General features: G+C 71.6%; 18 protein-coding genes and 1 pseudogene. 6 read left to right on the forward strand and 13 right to left on the reverse strand.

All coding sequences use genetic code 11. The features are described from left to right. Positions 1–8 precede the first annotated feature (8 nt). From DEJ08_RS17610 to DEJ08_RS17650, 9 genes and pseudogenes are all read right to left on the reverse strand, one after another. Positions 9–1034, reverse strand: a complete 1026-nt coding sequence (locus DEJ08_RS17610; RefSeq protein WP_071406245.1) for a glycine betaine ABC transporter substrate-binding protein — start codon at positions 1032–1034, stop codon at positions 9–11. Next, positions 1031–1795, reverse strand: coding sequence for an ABC transporter permease (locus tag DEJ08_RS17615; protein ID WP_111053666.1), 765 nt, complete (start codon positions 1793–1795; stop codon positions 1031–1033). The genes DEJ08_RS17610 and DEJ08_RS17615 overlap by 4 nt, the downstream gene beginning before the upstream one ends. Then, on the reverse strand, positions 1792–3063 hold the full coding sequence (locus tag DEJ08_RS17620; RefSeq protein WP_017887899.1) for an ABC transporter ATP-binding protein: 1272 nt from the start codon (positions 3061–3063) through the stop codon (positions 1792–1794). Before DEJ08_RS17620 ends, DEJ08_RS17615 begins: the two co-directional genes overlap by 4 nt. Beyond that, complete coding sequence (locus tag DEJ08_RS17625; protein ID WP_071245638.1) at positions 3050–3697, reverse strand: ABC transporter permease; 648 nt, start codon at positions 3695–3697, stop codon at positions 3050–3052. The genes DEJ08_RS17620 and DEJ08_RS17625 overlap by 14 nt, the downstream gene beginning before the upstream one ends. Before the next feature lie 208 nt (positions 3698–3905). Next, positions 3906–4634: a DinB family protein gene (locus DEJ08_RS17630; RefSeq protein WP_111053665.1), complete on the reverse strand. Its 729-nt coding sequence runs from the start codon at positions 4632–4634 to the stop codon at positions 3906–3908. Next, positions 4631–4999: pseudogene (locus DEJ08_RS17635) on the reverse strand (DUF6197 family protein); the annotation flags it as partial. The pseudogene DEJ08_RS17635 and the gene DEJ08_RS17630, both read right to left, overlap by 4 nt. Before the next feature lie 30 nt (positions 5000–5029). Continuing rightward, a complete protein-coding gene (locus DEJ08_RS17640; RefSeq protein ID WP_111053663.1) occupies positions 5030–5242 on the reverse strand; it encodes a hypothetical protein in 213 nt (70 codons plus the stop codon). 58 nt (positions 5243–5300) lie between these two features. After that, entirely contained in the window at positions 5301–6176 is an 876-nt protein-coding gene (locus DEJ08_RS17645; RefSeq protein WP_111053662.1) for an aminoglycoside phosphotransferase family protein, read from the reverse strand. Positions 6177–6293: 117 nt separating this feature from the next. Beyond that, complete coding sequence (locus DEJ08_RS17650; protein WP_111053661.1) at positions 6294–6944, reverse strand: ScbR family autoregulator-binding transcription factor; 651 nt, start codon at positions 6942–6944, stop codon at positions 6294–6296. Between the two features lie 90 nt (positions 6945–7034). On the opposite strand from DEJ08_RS17650, the gene DEJ08_RS17655 reads away from it, so the two are divergent. Continuing rightward, a complete protein-coding gene (locus DEJ08_RS17655) occupies positions 7035–7478 on the forward strand; it encodes a disulfide bond formation protein B (protein WP_111053660.1) in 444 nt (147 codons plus the stop codon). 54 nt (positions 7479–7532) lie between these two features. Here the strand turns inward: DEJ08_RS17655 and DEJ08_RS17660 are convergent, their stop codons facing one another. Continuing rightward, positions 7533–8690: a GAF domain-containing protein gene (locus DEJ08_RS17660; protein WP_111053659.1), complete on the reverse strand. Its 1158-nt coding sequence runs from the start codon at positions 8688–8690 to the stop codon at positions 7533–7535. Next, positions 8687–9463, reverse strand: coding sequence for a ThuA domain-containing protein (locus DEJ08_RS17665; protein ID WP_258366973.1), 777 nt, complete (start codon positions 9461–9463; stop codon positions 8687–8689). The genes DEJ08_RS17660 and DEJ08_RS17665 overlap by 4 nt, the downstream gene beginning before the upstream one ends. A gap of 141 nt (positions 9464–9604) precedes the next feature. Here DEJ08_RS17665 and DEJ08_RS17670 point away from each other — a divergent pair, with 141 nt between their 5' ends. Together DEJ08_RS17670 and DEJ08_RS17675 are read left to right on the forward strand one after the other, a co-directional pair. After that, entirely contained in the window at positions 9605–11044 is a 1440-nt protein-coding gene (locus tag DEJ08_RS17670; protein WP_111053658.1) for a DUF4832 domain-containing protein, read from the forward strand. A gap of 79 nt (positions 11045–11123) precedes the next feature. Continuing rightward, positions 11124–11579, forward strand: coding sequence for a DUF3817 domain-containing protein (locus DEJ08_RS17675; protein WP_111053657.1), 456 nt, complete (start codon positions 11124–11126; stop codon positions 11577–11579). Positions 11580–11700: 121 nt separating this feature from the next. Here DEJ08_RS17675 and DEJ08_RS17680 read toward each other — a convergent pair whose 3' ends face one another. Then, positions 11701–13911 (reverse strand): NADP-dependent isocitrate dehydrogenase, encoded by a 2211-nt coding sequence (locus DEJ08_RS17680; RefSeq protein WP_110865317.1) that lies wholly within the window; start codon positions 13909–13911, stop codon positions 11701–11703. Positions 13912–14104: 193 nt separating this feature from the next. Between DEJ08_RS17680 and DEJ08_RS17685 the strand changes: the two genes are divergently transcribed. After that, positions 14105–14470: a hypothetical protein gene (locus tag DEJ08_RS17685; protein ID WP_111053656.1), complete on the forward strand. Its 366-nt coding sequence runs from the start codon at positions 14105–14107 to the stop codon at positions 14468–14470. Positions 14471–14473: 3 nt separating this feature from the next. Here DEJ08_RS17685 and DEJ08_RS17690 read toward each other — a convergent pair whose 3' ends face one another. Next, positions 14474–14968 (reverse strand): hypothetical protein, encoded by a 495-nt coding sequence (locus DEJ08_RS17690; RefSeq protein WP_111053655.1) that lies wholly within the window; start codon positions 14966–14968, stop codon positions 14474–14476. Between the two features lie 162 nt (positions 14969–15130). On the opposite strand from DEJ08_RS17690, the gene DEJ08_RS17695 reads away from it, so the two are divergent. Next, positions 15131–16249 carry a M23 family metallopeptidase gene (locus tag DEJ08_RS17695; protein ID WP_146248428.1) on the forward strand — a complete coding sequence of 373 codons (1119 nt, stop codon included), beginning with the start codon at positions 15131–15133 and terminating at the stop codon, positions 16247–16249. A 161-nt stretch (positions 16250–16410) separates the two neighbouring features. Next, positions 16411–17685, forward strand: a complete 1275-nt coding sequence (locus tag DEJ08_RS17700) for a hemolysin family protein (RefSeq protein ID WP_111053654.1) — start codon at positions 16411–16413, stop codon at positions 17683–17685. Positions 17686–17773: the final 88 nt, after the last annotated feature.

Raw genomic sequence — 17773 nt, forward strand, 5'->3', positions numbered from 1 at the left:
GAGAACGGTCAGGGCTTCGTGATGAAGCCCTCCTTCACCATCCAGTCGAAGGCGACGTCGGCTGGCTCACGCCCCTCGACGTCGACCTGACGGTTCAGCTCCTGCAGCACCGCGTCCGTGAGCTTCGGTGAGATCTGGTCGTAGATCCCCTCGAGCTGCGGGTACTCCTTGAGTGTCTTCGAGTCGATGACGGGCGCGACGTTGTACGCCGGGAAGAACCCCTTGTCGTCCTCGAGCACCGTCAGCCCGAGCGACTTGATGCGGCCGTCGGTGGTGAAGACCTCACCGAAGTTGCACTTGCCCCGGTCGGTGGCCGTGTAGACCGTGCCGGTGTCGAGGATGCTGACGTTGCTGCTCGGCACACCGTTCGACCCCGAACCGCCGAGCTCCAAGCCGTACTTCTTGAGCATCGGCTTGAAGCCGTCGGCACGGGAGTTGAACTCCGACTCCACGCAGAACGTGCGCTGGTCGACCGGCAGCTTCGTGATGTCGGAGAGCGTCTTGACGTCCCCGAGCTCCTTGACGGCCTCGTTGCGGACGGCGAACGCGTAGGTGTTGTTCATCGGCGCCGGCTCGAGCCAGGTCAGCCCGTTGCCGGCGTCCTCCTTCTTCACCGCCGTCCACTGCTCGGTCTTGTCCGGGATCCCCTTCGTGTGACCCATGAAGGTCAGCCAGGCGGTGCCGGTGTACTCGTACGTGAAGTCGGCCGCGTGCGAGGTCATCAGCTCACGGACCGCGACGCTGCCGGGCACGTTCGTCTCGTCGGTGACGTCGAACCCGGCGGCCTTGGCGGCGAGCACGGCGATCTTGCCGAGCACGAGCTGCTCGGTGAAGTTCTTCGACGTCACGGTGATGTGGGCGCCGGCCGGCAGGTCGTCGATGCGCTGGATGGAGCCGGCGCCGGCCTCGGGCACGAACGACGTGGCGGGCTGCAGGCCGCACCCGGTCAGGACGAGGGCGGTGGCACCGGCGACGAACGCGGCGGCTCCGACCCGGGTGCGGGTGCGGCGGGTGCTGCGGGTGCGGCGGGTCATCGGAGTCCCTTCGGTCGTGCGACCGTCTCGACCACGCGGCCGAGCCAGTCGATGGAGAGGGCGAGCAGGGCGACGAGCAGGGCCCCCGAGACGAGCACCTTCGGCAGGAACAGCGTCACGCCCGTCGTGATGAGCAGACCGAGTCCGCCCGCACCGACGAAGGTCGCCAGGCTCGCCGTGCCGACGAGCAGCACGAGGGCGGTGCGGATGCCCGAGAGCATCACGGGCACCGCGAGCGGCAGTTCGACGCGCATCAGCACGCTGAAGGCGCTCATGCCCATGCCGCGACCGGCCTCGACCAGGCGGTCGTCGACGCTCTGCACGCCGATCATGGTGTTCCGGAGCACCGGCAGGATCGCGTAGAGCACGAGCGCGATGACGGCGGACGAGCTGTTCAGGCCGAGCCAGGCGGCGAGCAGCACGATGAGGCCGACGGCCGGTGCCGCCTGCCCGAAGTTCGCGACGGCGAGCACGTACGGGCTCGCCCGGCGCAGCGGCCCGCGGGTGAGCACGACGCCCAGCGGGATGCCGATCACGAGCACCAGGACCGTCGACTGCAGGGTCAGCACGAGGTGCTGACCGGTCAGGGCCAGGATGTCCGCCGGGTTGAGCGTCGTGCGCTCCGTCGGGGTCAGGTCCGCCGTCGCGAGCCACACCGCGAAGCCGGCCAGGACGACCAGGATCGCGATCGGCTGGAACAGCAGGCCCTTCCACGAGGTGCGTGCACCGGTGGCGGGGCCGGCAGCGGCGACTGCGCTCACAGGTCTTCTCCGGTGGGCATGGCCGACACCGGTGACGACGGCATGGTCTCGATCGGGTTCGTGTTCGTGCCGACCGGCGTGTAGGCCTGGTCGCCTGCGGCGGTCGCGCGGGAGCGGGTGATCGCCTCCATCACGGTCTCGACGGTGATGACCCCGCGGAACGCGTCACGACGACCGGTGACGAGCGCGGCGCCGGCGCTCGAGACGAGCATGGTGTCGAGCGCGTCGTTGAGGGTCGCGGCCTCGCCCACGACGGGCAGGCCGGGCTCGACGCCGTCGGGGATGCGGTCGAGGCGCTCGAGCTGGCGGCGCGACGGCCACCCGATCGGGCGCTGGCGGTGGTCGACGACGACGGCGTGCTGGTGCCCGCCGGCCTCGTTCATCCGCTGCAGCACGGCCTTGACCTCTTCGCCGGGCGAGCACGTCACGGCCGACTCGACCTCGACGTCGCGCACGCGGTTCAGCGTGAGCTGCTTCAGGCCGGCGCCGGAGCCGATGAAGTTCTCGACGAACTCGTTCGCCGGCTCGGCCAGGATCCGCTCCGGGGTGTCGTACTGCACGATGTGCGCACCCTCGGTGAAGATGACGATCCAGTCGCCGAGCTTCACGGCCTCGTCGAAGTCGTGCGTGACGATGACGATCGTCTTGTGCAGTTCCTCCTGGATGCGCAGGAGCTCGTCCTGCAGACGCTGGCGGGTGATCGGGTCGACCGCACCGAACGGCTCGTCCATGAGCAGGACGGGCGGGTCCGCGGCGAGCGCACGGGCCACACCGACGCGCTGCTGCTGCCCACCGGAGAGTTCGCGGGGGAACCGGTCGCGGTAGGTGTCGGGGTCGAGCGAGACCAGGTCGAGCAGCTCGTCGACGCGCGCCGCGATCTTCTCCTTCGACCAGCCGAGCATCTTCGGCACGATCGCGATGTTCGCCGCGACCGTCATGTGCGGGAAGAGCCCGCCGGCCTGGATCACGTAACCCATGCGGCGGCGGAGCTCGTCGCCGTCGATGCCCGTGACGTCGTCGTCGCCGACGACGATCCGCCCCTGGGTGGGCTCGATCAGACGGTTGATCATCTTGAGGGTCGTCGTCTTGCCGCAGCCGGACGGGCCGACGAGCATGACGATCTTGCCGGCCGGGATCTCGAGCGTGATGCCGTCGACGGCGGGCTTCGACTGCCCGGGGTACCGCTTGGTGACCTCGTCGAGCAGGATGCTGCGCCCGGTGACGTCCCCGTCGGGCGCGGTGGTGGTGGCGGAGTCAGTGCTGGACACGGATACCTCTCGAGATGGTCAGGCGGCCGAGGCCGATGAGGAGCAGGTCGAGGACCAGGGCGAGCAGGACGACGCCGACCACCCCGACCACGACGGAGAACAGGGCGTTGGCGCCGCCGAGGCGGGACAGCCCCGAGAAGATGAAGCCGCCGAGCCCGGGGCCGAGCGCGTACGCGGCGATGGCGGCGATGCCCATCACCATCTGCGCGGCCACGCGGACACCGCTCAGGATGATCGGCCACGCCATCGGCAGCTCGACCTGCAGCAGGGTGCGGAACCGGCTCATGCCGATGCCACGAGCCGACTCGACGACGGCAGGCGGGATCTCGGCGAGACCGACGACCGCGTTGCGCAGGATCGGCAGGGCGGCGAAGAAGACGACCGTCACGACCGACGGCAGGACACCGAAGCCGAGCGGGACGATGAGCAGGCCGATGACGGCGAACGACGGCAGGGTCAGGCCGATGGCCGAGACCCCGTTCGCGAACGCGGTCAGGCGCGGGCTGCGGTAGACGAGTGTGGCGAGCACCACGGCGATGACCGTGGCGAGGACGACGCACTGGACGACCAGTGAGAAGTGCTGCCACGATGCGAACCAGATCTGGTTCCATCGCTCCACGACGTACTGGAACACGGGTGGGCGCTCCCCTTCCGGTCGGCTGAACTGCCCACAGATCGGGGCACGAGCTCGGCCAAAGCTACGCAGCAGCTGGACCGGTTGTACAACGCAACCCCACCGAGACGACGGTTTCCCTTGCGGTTGCGAGGAGAATAACCCCAGGTCAGGTGTGGTTCACCACGCCGAGCCTGGGAGAACGGTAACGATCGGTCTGCCTGCTCGGCTATGCGCCCAGGCCGCGCAACCCCGCTCGCTCCGCGATGTCGACGAGCTGCTCACGCCACCGGACCCATTCCTCCGGGGACTTGTCGGCCAGGTTGCCGTCGCCGTCGCCGGCCAGGCCGTCGAGCATCTCGCGCACGATGTCGGCGTGACCCGCGTGCCGGGCGGTCTCGTACGCCATGTGCACCAGGATCCGGTGCAGGGTGACGTCCCGGTGCCCCTCCGGCCACCACGGCACGGTCCCGGTGGCGGTGAGGTCGAGCGCCTCGATCGTGGCGTCGGCGTGGGCGGCACTCCGGTGGTGGAAGGCCACGATGTCGGCGATGGTCTCGTCGAGCGAGGCGTACATGTCCTCGCCGTCCTCCGACTCGAGCCAGGCGGGCTGGTCCGGCAACGGCCGCCCGAACACCTCGCCGAAGTAGCCGGCCTGGACCCCGGCGACGTGCTTCACGAGCCCGAGGACGTTCGTGCCCGTCGGCGTCACGGGCCAGCGTGCCTGGCGCTCGGCCAGCCCGTCGAGCTTGGCCAGCAGGGCCGCGCGGTGCTTCTGCAGGTACCGGTGCAGCGTCCGCTTCACCGCGGCGTCGGCGGCAGCGGCGTCCGCGCCGTCCGCCGCCGCACCGGCGGGGTACCGCGTGGCCCCTTCGTCCGACAGCAGGGCGTTGCCGCTCGCGGCCAGGGTGCTGGTGCTCGCGGGGTGCACCTCGGGGACCGCTTCGACGTCGCTCATGCCCCCGATCGTGCCACCCGGAGCTCCTGCAGGCGCGTCGACTCCTGCACGGCGACCCGTTCGGCCGTCAGCAGCAGCCCGGCGACCTCGGTGCCGGTGCGTGCCGGGGCGTCGTTCCAGCTCGTCAGGTCGCGCACCCGCCCCATCCGGATGTCCGGCGCGGGGCACCACAGCACGGGCTCGCCCTCGTCGCGGGCGAGGGCGTGCCACACGACGTCGAGCGCGTGCTGCACCCGGGGCGCGTGCACCGCGTGCGGCCCGCCGGCGGCGGACACGACCGCGCCGACCAGGCAGGCGCCGACCAGCGGCCGGCCCTGCACGTCCATCGCGGCGGCACTGGAGGCCTTGCGCTCGCGGCCGTGCTCGTCGAGGTAGGCGAACCAGGCGTGCTGGACCTACCCGCGTTCCACGACCGCGCGGGCATCGGAGAGCAGGTGGACGAGTTCCCCGAGTTCGCGGACCCGGTCGTCGACCCGTCGCGCGCGGGCGGCGGCGCGGCGGTCCGAGAGACGGTCGAGCAGGCCGCGGAGACCGCGTCGCTCGGGTCGGACGGGGGCGGGGGAGGCGTCGGTGGCGACGTCGTGCTGGACGCGGAGCTCGAGGGTCATGGCGGCCCCTCCGATCGGCTGTGCACGGATGGTGCGGTCACGATAGCCCCGCGGGGACTCAGTCGTCCAGCACCGCGTCGATGCTCCGTCGCGCGACGCTCCGGAAGGCGCGTTCGTCGGCGGTCGCCAGCGCGGACGCGAGCGCGACCACCCACCCGCGGGCGCGCAGCCAGGTGGCGTCCGGGGCCGCGACGCGCGCCCGGAACACGGAACGCCCCGGTACGTCGAGCGTCAGCCAGGCGGTGGCGAGGTCGACGGCCGGGTCGCCCGCGGTGACGTCCCCGAAGTCGACCACGGCCGACAGGCGGTCGGCTCCGTCCGACGAGTCGACGAGCAGGTTGAAGGGGTGCAGGTCGCCGTGCACCCAGACGGGAGGCCCGGTGTGCGCGGGCGCGGCCGCTGCGGTCCGCCACAGCGTGGCCAGCTCTCCGGCCCGGTGCACGCCGTGCTCGTCGAGTCGCGTCAGCACGGCGTCGCTCCGCGACGCGAGCGGCACCGCACGGAACGGGTTCGCCGGGGCGTCGTCCGGGGCCGGGACGTGCAGGAGTACGACGAACGCGGCGAGCGCCTCGGCGACGGGGACCCCGGCCGCCCGTTCACCGATCGCCGTGCCGGGCAACCACGGCACGATGCTCCACGACCACGGGTAGCCGAGGGCGGGGCGTCCGGTGCGCACCGGGGCCGGCACCGGGACGACCGATCCGACCCGGGCGGCGATGTCCGGCAACCAGCGCTGTTCGTGTTCGACGAGCCGTGCGGCCAGCTCCCGACGGGGGACCCGGACGGCCAGGTCGTCGCCCAGACGCAGCACGACGTTGTCCCAGCCGTTCGCGACGACCTCGAGCGGGAGCCCGGCCAGGTCAGGGTGCTGGTCGTGCAGCAGGGCCCGGACGAGCGGGACGTCGACGTCGACCTCGGCAGCGGGTGTGGGCACCGCGTCAGGCTAGTGGGCCGCCGGACACACGCCCGCGAACTGGGGCCGGTGGCGCGACCCCCTTCTCGCTAGTCTCAGAGGCGAGGTGACGTGGGTGTTTCCCTGGGGGGACCCGCGTCACTCCGGAGCGATGAGTGCGACGAGCCGCGGGATCTCCGGATGCAGCCGTTCGGTGACGAACGCGTCCAGCAGGACCGTCCAGAGTTCCCGCAGGCCCGCGAACAGGTCGGCCCGGCGGGTCATCACGTCCGAGACGGTCTGCACGCCGGTGTAGGCGCGGACGACGACCCGGCCGACCAGGTCCGGGTCCCACCGCGGGTCGATCTCGCCCGCGTCGACGGCCTGCCGCGCGAAGTCGGCGACCACCGTGGTCCAGTCGGTGTACGGGTCCTGCCGGGCGACGTCGCTCGCGGCCACGTCGGTCGACAGGCGCACCCCGGCGCTCACGACGACCTCGGACGTCATCTGGACCGCGAGCCCCTGGCACAGCCACATGATCGATTCGAGCGGAGTGGTGCCCCGCGCCACCGCGGCCTCGCCGTAGCGGCGCGAGATCGCGTGCTGCTCGGCGACGACGGCCCCGGCCATGTCGGCCTTCGACGTGAAGTGGAAGTACAGCGCACCCTTGGTCATCCCGATGCGTTCGGCGATGCCGTCCATCGAGGCACCGACGTACCCGCGTTCGTCGAACTCCGCGGCCGCGCCCTCGATGATCGCCGTGCGGGTCGCGAGCGACCGCTGCTGCCGGGTCGGTCGGTCCTGCGCCATGGGGTCCGATCGTAGTCAGCGCTCGCTGCCGCCGGGGTCCACTGGCCGCATTCGGCAGGCGTTCGGCCGGGTGCCCTACGGTCGGTCGCCATGGACGGATGGCGGAACCCTGCGCGCTGGGCACGGACGGGTCGGTGGCTGCTGCTGCCGATCGCGGTGCTGGACTGGGTCGCGCTCGCGCCGCAGACCATCGTGGTGCTCGCGTTCCTGATCGCCGTCGTCGGGCTCGCCGGCATGGGTGCGGCCCTCGTGGTGCACATGCTCCGTCGGTCCCGTGGGGCGATGGCCGGCCTCGGCGTGGTGATGCTGCTCGGCGGGCTCGTCGTGTTCGGCCTCGACCCGTTCCCGGGCTCGTTCCCACTCATCCAGTCGTGGTGGCCGGAGTCGATCACGCAGCCGCAGCACGTCGGCAGCGCGTACTGGCAGCTCGCCGGCCTGGGCATCGAGCTCGCCGGGTTCGCCCTGCTCGCGACGCTGCTCGTGGTCTCGCTGACCGGCACCCCGCGCCCGCGGACGGACCGCTTCCGCTCCTGACGCACGCGGCACGATCAGGTGGCGCCGCACGACCGGGTGGCGCGGCACGTACGGTCAGTGTCGCGTGAGCACCACCAGCGTGACGTCGACCACGGCGTCCGTGGGGACCGCCGTGCGCACCCCTTCGACCACGGTGGCCCCGTCCGGAGCCGAGCGCACCAGCGCAGCGAGGTCGTCCAGGTGCCGGAGCCCCTCCAGCGACAGGACGCCCTGGGTGCAGATCGCCAGCCGGTCCCCGGGTTCCAGGTCGAGCGCGCCGGGCGACCGGGGGATCGACTCCGGTTGCAGCCCGAGCGGCAGGTCGAGCGGGTGCAGGACGCGAGCCGGGCCGTCGGCGGGGACGAGCACGGCGAGGCCGTGGCCGGCGTCGCCGAAGTCGACGTGACCCGACGTCGGGTCGAGCCGCAGGTGGAAGAGCGAGCCGACGGCGTCCGCAGCCGACAGGTCGGCGGTGACCTGCGCCTCCAGGCCGACGATCGCGTCCGACATGGCCGAGCCGGTCCGTGCTGCCACGGCACCGCGGACCGCCGCGGCGAGCAGGCCCGACGCCGGGCCGGCCGCGCTCACCCGGCCGACGGTGACGTGCAGGGCACCGTCCGGTGCGACGCGCCAGTCGGCGACGTCACCCCCGCCGTCGTCGTGCTGGGCCACCAGGACGTCGAGGTCGTACCCCGGCACCGCGACCGGGTCCGGCACCAGGCCGTCGAGCACCCGACGGACCCGCCCGCGGTCGATGGCGACGCCGAGCTCGCGCTCCGCCCACCGGGCCAGGTCCCCGAGCAGGGCGACGTCGTCCGGCGAGAACGTGCGCGGCACCGCGTCCATCAGGCACAGCGTGCCCACCCGGGTGCCGTCGACCATGGTCAACGGTGCGCCCGCGTAGAACCGGATGCCGTGCTCAGCCACCGCCGCCGTGTGCGCGAACCGGGCGTCGAGCGACGCGTCCGGGATCACCATCGGTTCGCGGGTGAGCACCGTCGACGCGCAGAACTGCTCGCTGGCGGGGACACTCGACCCCTGGTGCCAGCCGAAGGTCGACTGCGTGGTGACGAGGTCGTGGTGGACGAGGTTGAGGAAGGTCAACGGGACGTCGAACGCCTCGTGGGCCATGCGGGTGATGCGGTCGAAGCGCTCCTCGGGTCCTGATCCCAAGATGGCGAGCGCCTCGATCACCGCGGTGCGCCTGTGCGCACCGTCGAGATGGTTGGTCACCCGGCCTGTCTACCCCCATCGTCCGTCAGGAACCAGTCCCGTGGGTGGGGGTCAGCCGTCAGCTCGCGGCGCTCGGACATCGGGGCGGCCCAGGCGGCGGCGTTCGACAGCACGCGCTGGATGTCCGGGTGGTGGTAGACGGGGTACTCCTGGTCGCCGGGCGAGAAGTAGAAGACCTTGCCGAGCCCCCGGCGGTAGGCGACGCCGGAACGGAAGACCTCGCCGCCCGCAAAGGTCGACAGGAACACCTCTTCGTCGGGGCGCGGGATGTCGAAGTACTCGCCGTACATCTCCTGCCGGTCGATGACGATCGGATGCGGGACCCCGGCGGCGATCGGGTGCTCGGGCGCGACGGTCCAGACGAGTTCGCGCTCGCCGTCGTTCCGCCACTTCAGCGAGCAGGTCGTGCCCATCAGGCGCTTGAACGGCTTGGAGTAGTGGCCGGAGTGCAGCACCACCAGGCCCATGCCGGCGTGCACGGCGTCGACGACCAGGTCGACGACGGCGTCGCTCACCTCGTCGTGGGCGGCGTGGCCCCACCAGAACAGCACGTCCGTGGTGGCCAGTCGTTCGGCGGTGATGCCGTGGTCGGGTTCCTGCAGGGTGGCGGTGGAGACGTCGGCCCCGGGCTGCAGCTGCCGGAGCGCCTCGGCGATCACGGTGTGCATGCCGTCGGGGTAGTGCCCGATGACCGTCGCGTCACCGCGGGTCTCGTGCACGTTCTCGTTCCAGACGACGATGTTCAGGGGACGGTTCTCGGTCGACGGCGACATGCAGGCAACGCTACCCGTGCTCGGTTCGCGCATTCACTGGCGTTTTCTGATCGTTTGCCCTACCTTCAGATCACATTCGCGCAGGACGGCAGCGCCAGGGGGCGCCGATCACCGTCCGCGCCGAGGACAGGGGCTCGTCCGATGCAGCACCGCACCATCACCACCGTCGCACTCGCGGCGGCACTCGCACTCGCCGTACCGACCACCGCGTGGGCATCACCCACCGGCCACCACCCGACACGGACCGCGACCACCTCGACCGTGACCTACACGGCGAGCGACGCGGTCATCCCGAACCCCTCGCGCGGGTTCGACCACACCACCGAGACGCACTACCGCGCCGACGGCACCGGGTACACGCCGCTCGACGCCGCGACCCTCCGGGGCTACCGGGCCGAGGGCGTCACGCAGGTCGTCCGGGTGTTCTACATGGAGGCGTTCGTCCAGCAGCGGCAACTCAGCCCGGCCTGGCTCGCGCTCGTGCAGCACGACTACGACACCGCGCGCGCAGCCGGCGTGGGTGTGATCACCCGGTTCGCGTACGTCCAGGGTGGCTCGTACCCGTACTCGGCGCCCTACGGTGACGCCGACCTGCCGACCGTGCTCGCGCACATCGAGCAGCTCACCCCGACGCTCCGCCGGAACGCCGACGTCATCCCGACCCTGCAGGGGGGATTCATCGGGCTGTGGGGCGAGGGCTACTACACCGACCACTTCGCGAGCGACCCGGCGAACCCGGGCGTGCTGACCGAGGCCGACAAGGACGCCCGACGACAGGTCCTGCAGGCCGAACTCGCCGCCCTGCCCTCCAGCCGCTCGGTCCAGGTCCGCACGATGCAGATGAAGCAGGACGCACTCCGCACGCCGTCCGGCACGGCCGGGGCACTCACCCCGGAGCAGGCGCACGACGGGTCGGCAGCGTCGCGCATCGGGCACCACAACGACTGCTTCCTCGCCTCGCCGGACGACTTCGGCACGTTCCTGAGCAACCCGCTGTCGCTCGACCAGGACTACCTGGCGGCGGAGTCGCGGTACGTCCCCGTCGGTGGTGAGACCTGCGCCGTGAACGCGCCGCGGTCCGAGTACCCGTCCGCCTCGGCCGAGATGGCGAAGTACCACTACAGCTACCTCAACCTCGACTACAACAAGGACGTCCTGGCGACCTGGGGCGCGGACGGCATGACCGACGCCGCGAAGAAGCTCGGCTACCGCTTCACGATGACGTCGAGCACCGCCACCTCTGGCGCGAAGCCGTCGGTGGCGGTGTCGATCCGGAACGACGGCTGGGCGGCGCCGTACAACAGCCGCCCGGTGCAGCTCGTCCTGACCGACGGCGATCGCCGGGTGACCGTGCCCGTGGCCGCCGACGCGTCGTCCTGGCAGCCGGGACGGACCGTGACCGTCCGGGCGTCGCTGGCCGACGTGCCGAACGGGCGCTGGAGCATCGCACTCGCCCTGCCCGCGCCGGAGGCCTCGGTGGCGGCGAACCCGGCCTTCGCGATCCAGACGGCGAACACCGGCACGTGGGACGCGAGCGCGGGTGTGAACCGCCTCGGGCAGACGGTGGTCGTGCGGCACTGAGCGGACCTGCAGGGCGCCCCGGGTCGGACGATCCGGGGCGCCCTGCTGTCTGTCAACCGGGTCCGCCACCATGGAGGCCATGACTCCGCGCTCCCTGTTCCGCGCCGCCGCGGTCGCCGAACTCGTGACCTGGACCCTGCTCATCCTCGGGATGGTGCTCAAGTACGGCCTGGACGCCGGCGACTGGGGCGTCCGCATCGGGGGTGGGGTGCACGGCTTCGTGTTCCTGGCGTACCTGGTGGTCACGACGGTCGTGGCGGTGAACCAGCGGTGGTCGTTCGGTGCGCTCGTGCTCGGCTGGGCCAGTGCCGTCGTGCCGTACGCCACGGTGCCGTTCGAGGTCGCGGTCGCCCGCCGCGGCATGCTCGAGGGCTCCTGGCGACGCTCGCCGGACGCCCACTCGGGTTTCTGGGACCGCCTGCTGTTCTTCGTGGTGCGTTGGCCCGCCGTGGCCGCGGGCATCGGGGTCGTGGCCGTCGCCCTGGTCTTCACCGGGCTGCTCGCCGCCGGCCCGCCCGTGCCGTCCCGCAGTTGACGCGACGAGCGCCACGCGTCTGATCAACGAGTGAGCAGAAGACGTCGGGTTCGCAAGCGGGACCCGACGTCTTCTGCTCACTCGACGCGGCTGTGGTCGCGACCACGGACGCTGGTCGCTGCTAGAGCGCTGCCAGCGCCGCGTTCAACGTGGCGGACGGACGCATGACTGCGCTCGTCTTGGCGTCGTCGGGACGGTAGTAGCCGCCGATGTCGGCCGGGTGACCCTGCACCGAGACGAGCTCGTCGACGATCGTGTGCTCCTGCTCACCGAGCTTCGCCGCGAGGTCCGCGAACGACGCCGCGAGCTCGGTGTCCTGGGTCTGCGCCGCGAGCTCCTCGGCCCAGTACTTCGCCAGGTAGAAGTGGCTGCCGCGGTTGTCGATCGAGCCGAGCTTCCGACCCGGGGACTTGTCCTGCTCCAGGAACGTCCCGGTGGCTCGGTCGAGGGTCTCGCCCAGGATCTTCGCCCGCTCGTTGCCCGTCACACCGGCGAGGTGCTCGAGGCTGACCGCCAGTGCGAGGAACTCGCCCAGGCTGTCCCAGCGCAGGTAGTTCTGCTGCACGAGCTGCTGCACGTGCTTCGGCGCGGAACCGCCGGCACCGGTCTCGAACAGGCCGCCACCGCCCAGCAGCGGGACGACGGAGAGCATCTTCGCCGAGGTGCCGAGCTCCATGATCGGGAACAGGTCGGTCAGGTAGTCGCGCAGGACGTTGCCGGTGACCGAGATGGTGTCCTCGCCGCGGCGGATGCGCTCGAGCGAGAAGCGCATGGCGTCTTCGGGCGCGAGGATCTCGATCTGCAGGCCCTCGGTGTCGTGCTCGCCGAGGTACTGGCGAACGAGTCCGATGAGGTTCGCGTCGTGCGCACGGGTCTCGTCGAGCCAGAACACGGCGGGCGTCGCGGAGGCACGGGCGCGGGTGACGGCGAGCTTCACCCAGTCGCGGATGGCGACGTCCTTGGTCTGGCAGGCGCGCCAGATGTCACCGGGCTCGACGTCGTGCTCGATGACGACGTCGCCCGAGGCGGTCGTGACACGGACCACACCGGCACCGGGGAGCTCGAAGGTCTTGTCGTGCGAGCCGTACTCCTCGGCCTTCTGCGCCATCAGGCCGACGTTGGGCACGGAACCCATCGTCGACGGGTCGAAGGCGCCGTGGGCGCGGCAGTCGTCGAGCACGGCCTGGTAGATGCCGGCGTAGCTCGAGTCGGGGATGACGGCGAGGGTGTCGTGCTCGTCGCCGTCCGGGCCCCACATGTGGCCCGAGGTGCGGATCATCGCGGGCATCGATGCGTCGACGATGACGTCGCTCGGCACGTGCAGGTTCGTGATGCCCTTGTCCGAGTCGACCATGGCGAGCTCGGGGCCGTCGGCGATGCCCTGCTTGAAGGCACGCTCGATCTCGGCGCCGTTCGGCAGCGCACCGAGGCCGGCGAGGATCGAGCCGAGGCCGTCGTTCGGGGTCAGGCCCGCGGCGGCGAGGTCGGCGCCGTATCGCTCGAACACCGACGGGAAGAACGCCTTGATGACGTGACCGAAGATGATCGGGTCGGAGATCTTCATCATCGTGGCCTTGAGGTGCACGGAGAACAGGATGTCCTCGGCGGCGGCGCGCTCGATCTGCTTGCGCAGGAACGACTCGAGTGCGGCCACGTGCAGCACGGTGCCGTCCACCACCTCGCCCTGCAGGACGGGGATCGACTGCTTGAGGACCTGCTCGCTGCCGTCCTCGGCCACGAAGGTGATCGTCAGGACGTCGTCGGCGGGGGCGATCCAGGACTTCTCGTTCGACCGGAAGTCGTCGACGCCCATGGTGGTGACGTTCGTCTTCGAGTCACGCGACCAGGCGCCCATGCGGTGCGGGTGCTTGCGGGCGTAGTTCTTGACGGACAGGGGTGCGCGGCGGTCGGAGTTGCCCTCGCGCAGCACCGGGTTGACGGCGCTGCCCTGGACACGGCCGTAGCGGGCGCGGACGTCGCGCTGCTCGTCGGTCGTGGCCTCGTCCGGGTAGTCGGGCAGGTCGTAGCCCTGCGCCTGCAGTTCCTTGATCGCGACCTTGAGCTGGGGGATCGACGCCGAGATGTTCGGCAGCTTGATGATGTTCGCCTCGGGGGTCTTCGCCAGGTCGCCGAGTTCGGCGAGGGCGTCGTCCAGGCGCTGCTCGTCGGTGAGCCGCTCAGGGAACTGGGCGATGATCCGGCCGGCGAGCGAGATGTCGCGGGTCTCGACGTCGACACCCGCGGTGCCGGCGAAGGCCTGGATGACCGGGAGGAAGGAGTGGGTGGCGAGGAACGGCGCCTCGTCCGTGAGGGTGTAGATGATCTTGGCCATGCTGGCGGGTACTCCCTTGTTCGACCGTCGGTACGTCCACGGTACTCGTGGCGCAGGATGTCTCGACATCAAGATACATGGCCTCCGCTTCCGCGCGGCAGATGCTCGGCCGACATCCTGGAGGCGCACTGTCGACACATAGGAACGGTGCGTGGACTGGTCTTCCGCAGCACCAGAGCGAGGGAGAGCGCGCATGACCACCACACGGCAGACCCCGGACGACTTCGGCTGGACCGCGGAGGACCTGCGGTCCGCCTACGCCTCGGACGGCAGCGGCCCCTACCGCTACGCGCCGGACGGCTCCGGCCCGTTCTCGTACGACCCCGACGGCTCCGGCCCCTGGCTCGTCGGCCCCGAACCCCGACGGAGCACGAAGCGGTTCGCACCGCGTCAACGTGGCAGCCGGTCGCGGTTGCGGCGGATCGGGACGGCCTGCACCGCCGGAGCGCTGGCGCTCGTGCTCGCCGTCGGCAGTGTCTCCGTCGTCGCGCACGCCGCTCCTCCACACCCGTCGGTGCAGGCGAGCGCCGCGCAGGGCCCCGGACCCGACGGAGCCTGAGCCTCAGTCGCCGATCGAGACGCGGAACACCCGGACGCCGGCGGCACGGAGCCCGGCGAGCCCGAGCCGCATGCGCAGGGGCCGGAAGGGCCGGCGGAACCCGGACGACGCCGACGCGGCATCGATCTGGTGCAGGACCTCGGACGTCAGGGTGCGCTCGAGCTTCGGCGCGAGCCGGGTCAGCCCGGACACCGTGACGACGATGCGGACAGCGTGCGGCGCGAGCATCGGCGCGATGAGCTCGGCAGCCGCCTGCGCCCGGTGGAACGCGGGGTCGTCACCGGGGCGACGGATCGCGATGACGGCCAACGCCGCGTCCCACGTCTCCTCGGGGTCCGGCAGGTCGTCGACCCCGATGACCCGCATCCGCGCGGCGTCGATCCCGGCGCGCACGGCCGCGGCCCGGAGCACGGGCAGGAGTTCCTGGGTACCGGCCAGCACGACGTCGGCCGACGCCAGGTCGACCGTTCCGTACCGCTCACGCGGCGATCGGGCCATGGTGCGGGTCCTTCCGTCGCTTTCCCCTGACCGTACCGATGCGGAGGGCCCGGGGGACGCTTCCGCCCGTGGTGATCAGGGCCCTCCCAGCGCACTCGGTAACGAAAAGATCACGAAAGGGCCTGTACAAAGCGACAGAGTCGTGCAGAATGGTGGGCGGCCATGACGACTGCACCCGAACTCGACCAGCACCCGGAGACCCCGGTGGTGCACCTGTCCCGTCGCGCCGCCCTCGAGGCCGAGCGCGCAGCAGCCCGCGGACCGCAGCGTCGCAGCAAGACGGCGCCGGTCGCGAAGGCCGCCAAGCCCGAGAAGCCGGCCAAGGCAGCGAAGGTCGCCAAGGCAGCGAAGGTCGCCAAGGCGCCGAAGGCCGCGAAGGCCGCGAAGGTCGCCAAGCCCGTGCAGGCCGTCGTCCTCGCGACCGCGTCCTCGGCCACCGAGGCGGCCGGCCGCCGCTCCGCAGCCGCACGCGCCACCACCGAGCACGTCGACGACCGCATCCAGCGGGTCGTCCGTCGCCCCGCACCCAAGGTGACCCGTGTCGCCAGCGCACCCCGGGCCTCCCGGTCGGCCCGCGCCGGACGCATCACGCTCACCAGCGCCGCCGCCGCCATCGCGATGTTCGCCGCCTCGGCGATGCCCGCCCACGCGAGCGCCGGCACCTCGATGGCCACCTCGACCATCGCGCCCGTCGTGCGCACCCAGGACTACGCGGTGACCCAGGCGGTCACGGCCGCCGGGTTCGACCGTGACGGGTTCACCGTCGGCGGCGGCTCGACCGTCACCGCGAAGACCGCTGGTTCCGCCGACACCGCGGCGACCGCGGGCGGCGCCGTCTCGTTCGGCGGCGCGGTCCGCTCGCCGTTCCCCGGCCCGGTGCAGATGAGCTCCGGCTTCGGGTACCGCTCGGCACCGTGCGGCGCGTGCTCGTCGCTGCACCAGGGCCTCGACTTCACCCCGGGCATGGGCACGCCGATCGGCGCCGTCGCCGCGGGCAAAGTCCGGGTCTCGGGCACGTACTTCTCGTACGGCAACGCGGTCATCATCGACCACGTGGTCGATGGCCGTCAGGTCTCCACGCTCTACGGCCACATGATCCCCGGCTCCTCGCCGCTCAAGGTCGGCGACACCGTCGCGGCCGGCCAGTTCATCGGGCTCGTCGGGTCGTCCGGCGTCTCGACCGGTGCCCACCTGCACCTCGAGGTCCTGATGGACGGCGTCACGCCGATCGACCCGAAGGCGTGGCTCGAGGCCCGCATCGGTCGCTCGCTCACGCTGTAGCGACCGCGCCCCGCACCGACCGCTCCCCGTCGCGACGGGGGATCCACAGCCGCTGTCGAGCGGCAGCACGGTGATGTCCCAGTCGGCCTGTGCAGACTCACAGGCATGGACGATCCCCACAGACCGCCCGCCCGTCGTCGATCCGAGGCGGCTGCCCGCTGATGGGCGCCGACACCTGGATCGCCTTCGGGCTCGTCATCCTCTTCGTGCTCGTCGGCGGGGTCTTCGCGGCCGCCGAGATCGCACTCGTCTCGCTCCGCGAATCCCAGCTGCAGCAGCTCGAACGCCGCGGCCCCCGCGGGATGCGGGTCGCCGAGCTCGGCCGTGACCCGAACCGGTTCCTGTCCGCCGTGCAGATCGGCGTGACCGTCGCCGGGTTCTTCTCCGCCGCGTACGGTGCGTCCTCGATCGCACCCGACGTCGCGCCGCTGTTCCAGGGGCTCGGCCTCGAGCAGGGCACGGCCGAAGCCGTCGCGCTGGTGCTGATGACCCTCGTCATCGCGTACCTGTCGCTCGTGTTCGGCGAGCTCGTGCCGAAGCGCCTCGCCCTGCAGCGTGCCGAGGGCTTCTCGATGGCCGTCGCCCCGACCCTGGAGCGCTTCGCGGTGCTCATGCGGCCGGTGATCTGGCTGCTCTCGAAGTCCACCGACACCGTCGTGCGACTGCTCGGCGGCGACCCGAACGCCCGCAGCGAGTCGATGAGCACCGAGGAACTCCGCGGCCTGGTCGACGAGCACACCGGCGTCGACGAGCAGGGACGCCGGATCGCCCGCAGCGCCCTGGACGCCGGTGACCGCATCCTGCGCGAGTCGATGCGCCCCTGGTACGACGTCTCGACGCTGGATGCCGGCCTCTCCGTCGCCGAGGCCACCGACCAGGCCATCGCGGCCGGGCACACCCGGTACCTCGTGACCTCCGGCGGGCGCGACGAGGTCCAGGGCTTCGTGCACCTCCGTGACCTGCTGCGTCCGGTCGACCCCGCGGCACCGGTCGCCACGCTCGTCCGGCCGGTGCTCGCCCTGCCCGAGACGAAGTCGCTGTCGAGCGCGATCGCGGACATGCGCACCGACGGCCACCAGATCGCCCTGGTGGTCGACGAGTACGGCGGCAGCGCGGGCATGGTCACGCTCGAGGCGCTGCTCGAGGACCTCGTCGGCCGCATCCGCGACGAGTGGGACTCCACCGAGTACGACGAGTCGATGCTGGCGCACGACGGCGTCGACGGGGCCACGGTGCTCGAGGACCTGGCCGCGGACGGCGGTCCGGTCCTGCCGGACGGCGACTACGAGACCGTGGGTGGTCTCGTGCAGGTGCAGCTGGACCGCGTCCCCGAGGTCGGTGACGTCGTCCTGGCCGGCGGACACCGCCTGGAGGTGACCGCCATGGACGGTCACCGCGTCGCCCGCGTGCGCATCGGGGCCGACGCCGCGCCCTGACCGGCTGACGGAGCGGGGGGGGGAAGCCCGTGGCGGCAGGCGGTCGCAACACCCCGCGGGACGCCGGCGAGCGGTCACAGGCCGTCGT

Source organism: Curtobacterium sp. MCLR17_054 (assembly GCF_003234335.2).
GTDB classification, from domain to species: Bacteria; Actinomycetota; Actinomycetes; order Actinomycetales; family Microbacteriaceae; genus Curtobacterium; species Curtobacterium flaccumfaciens.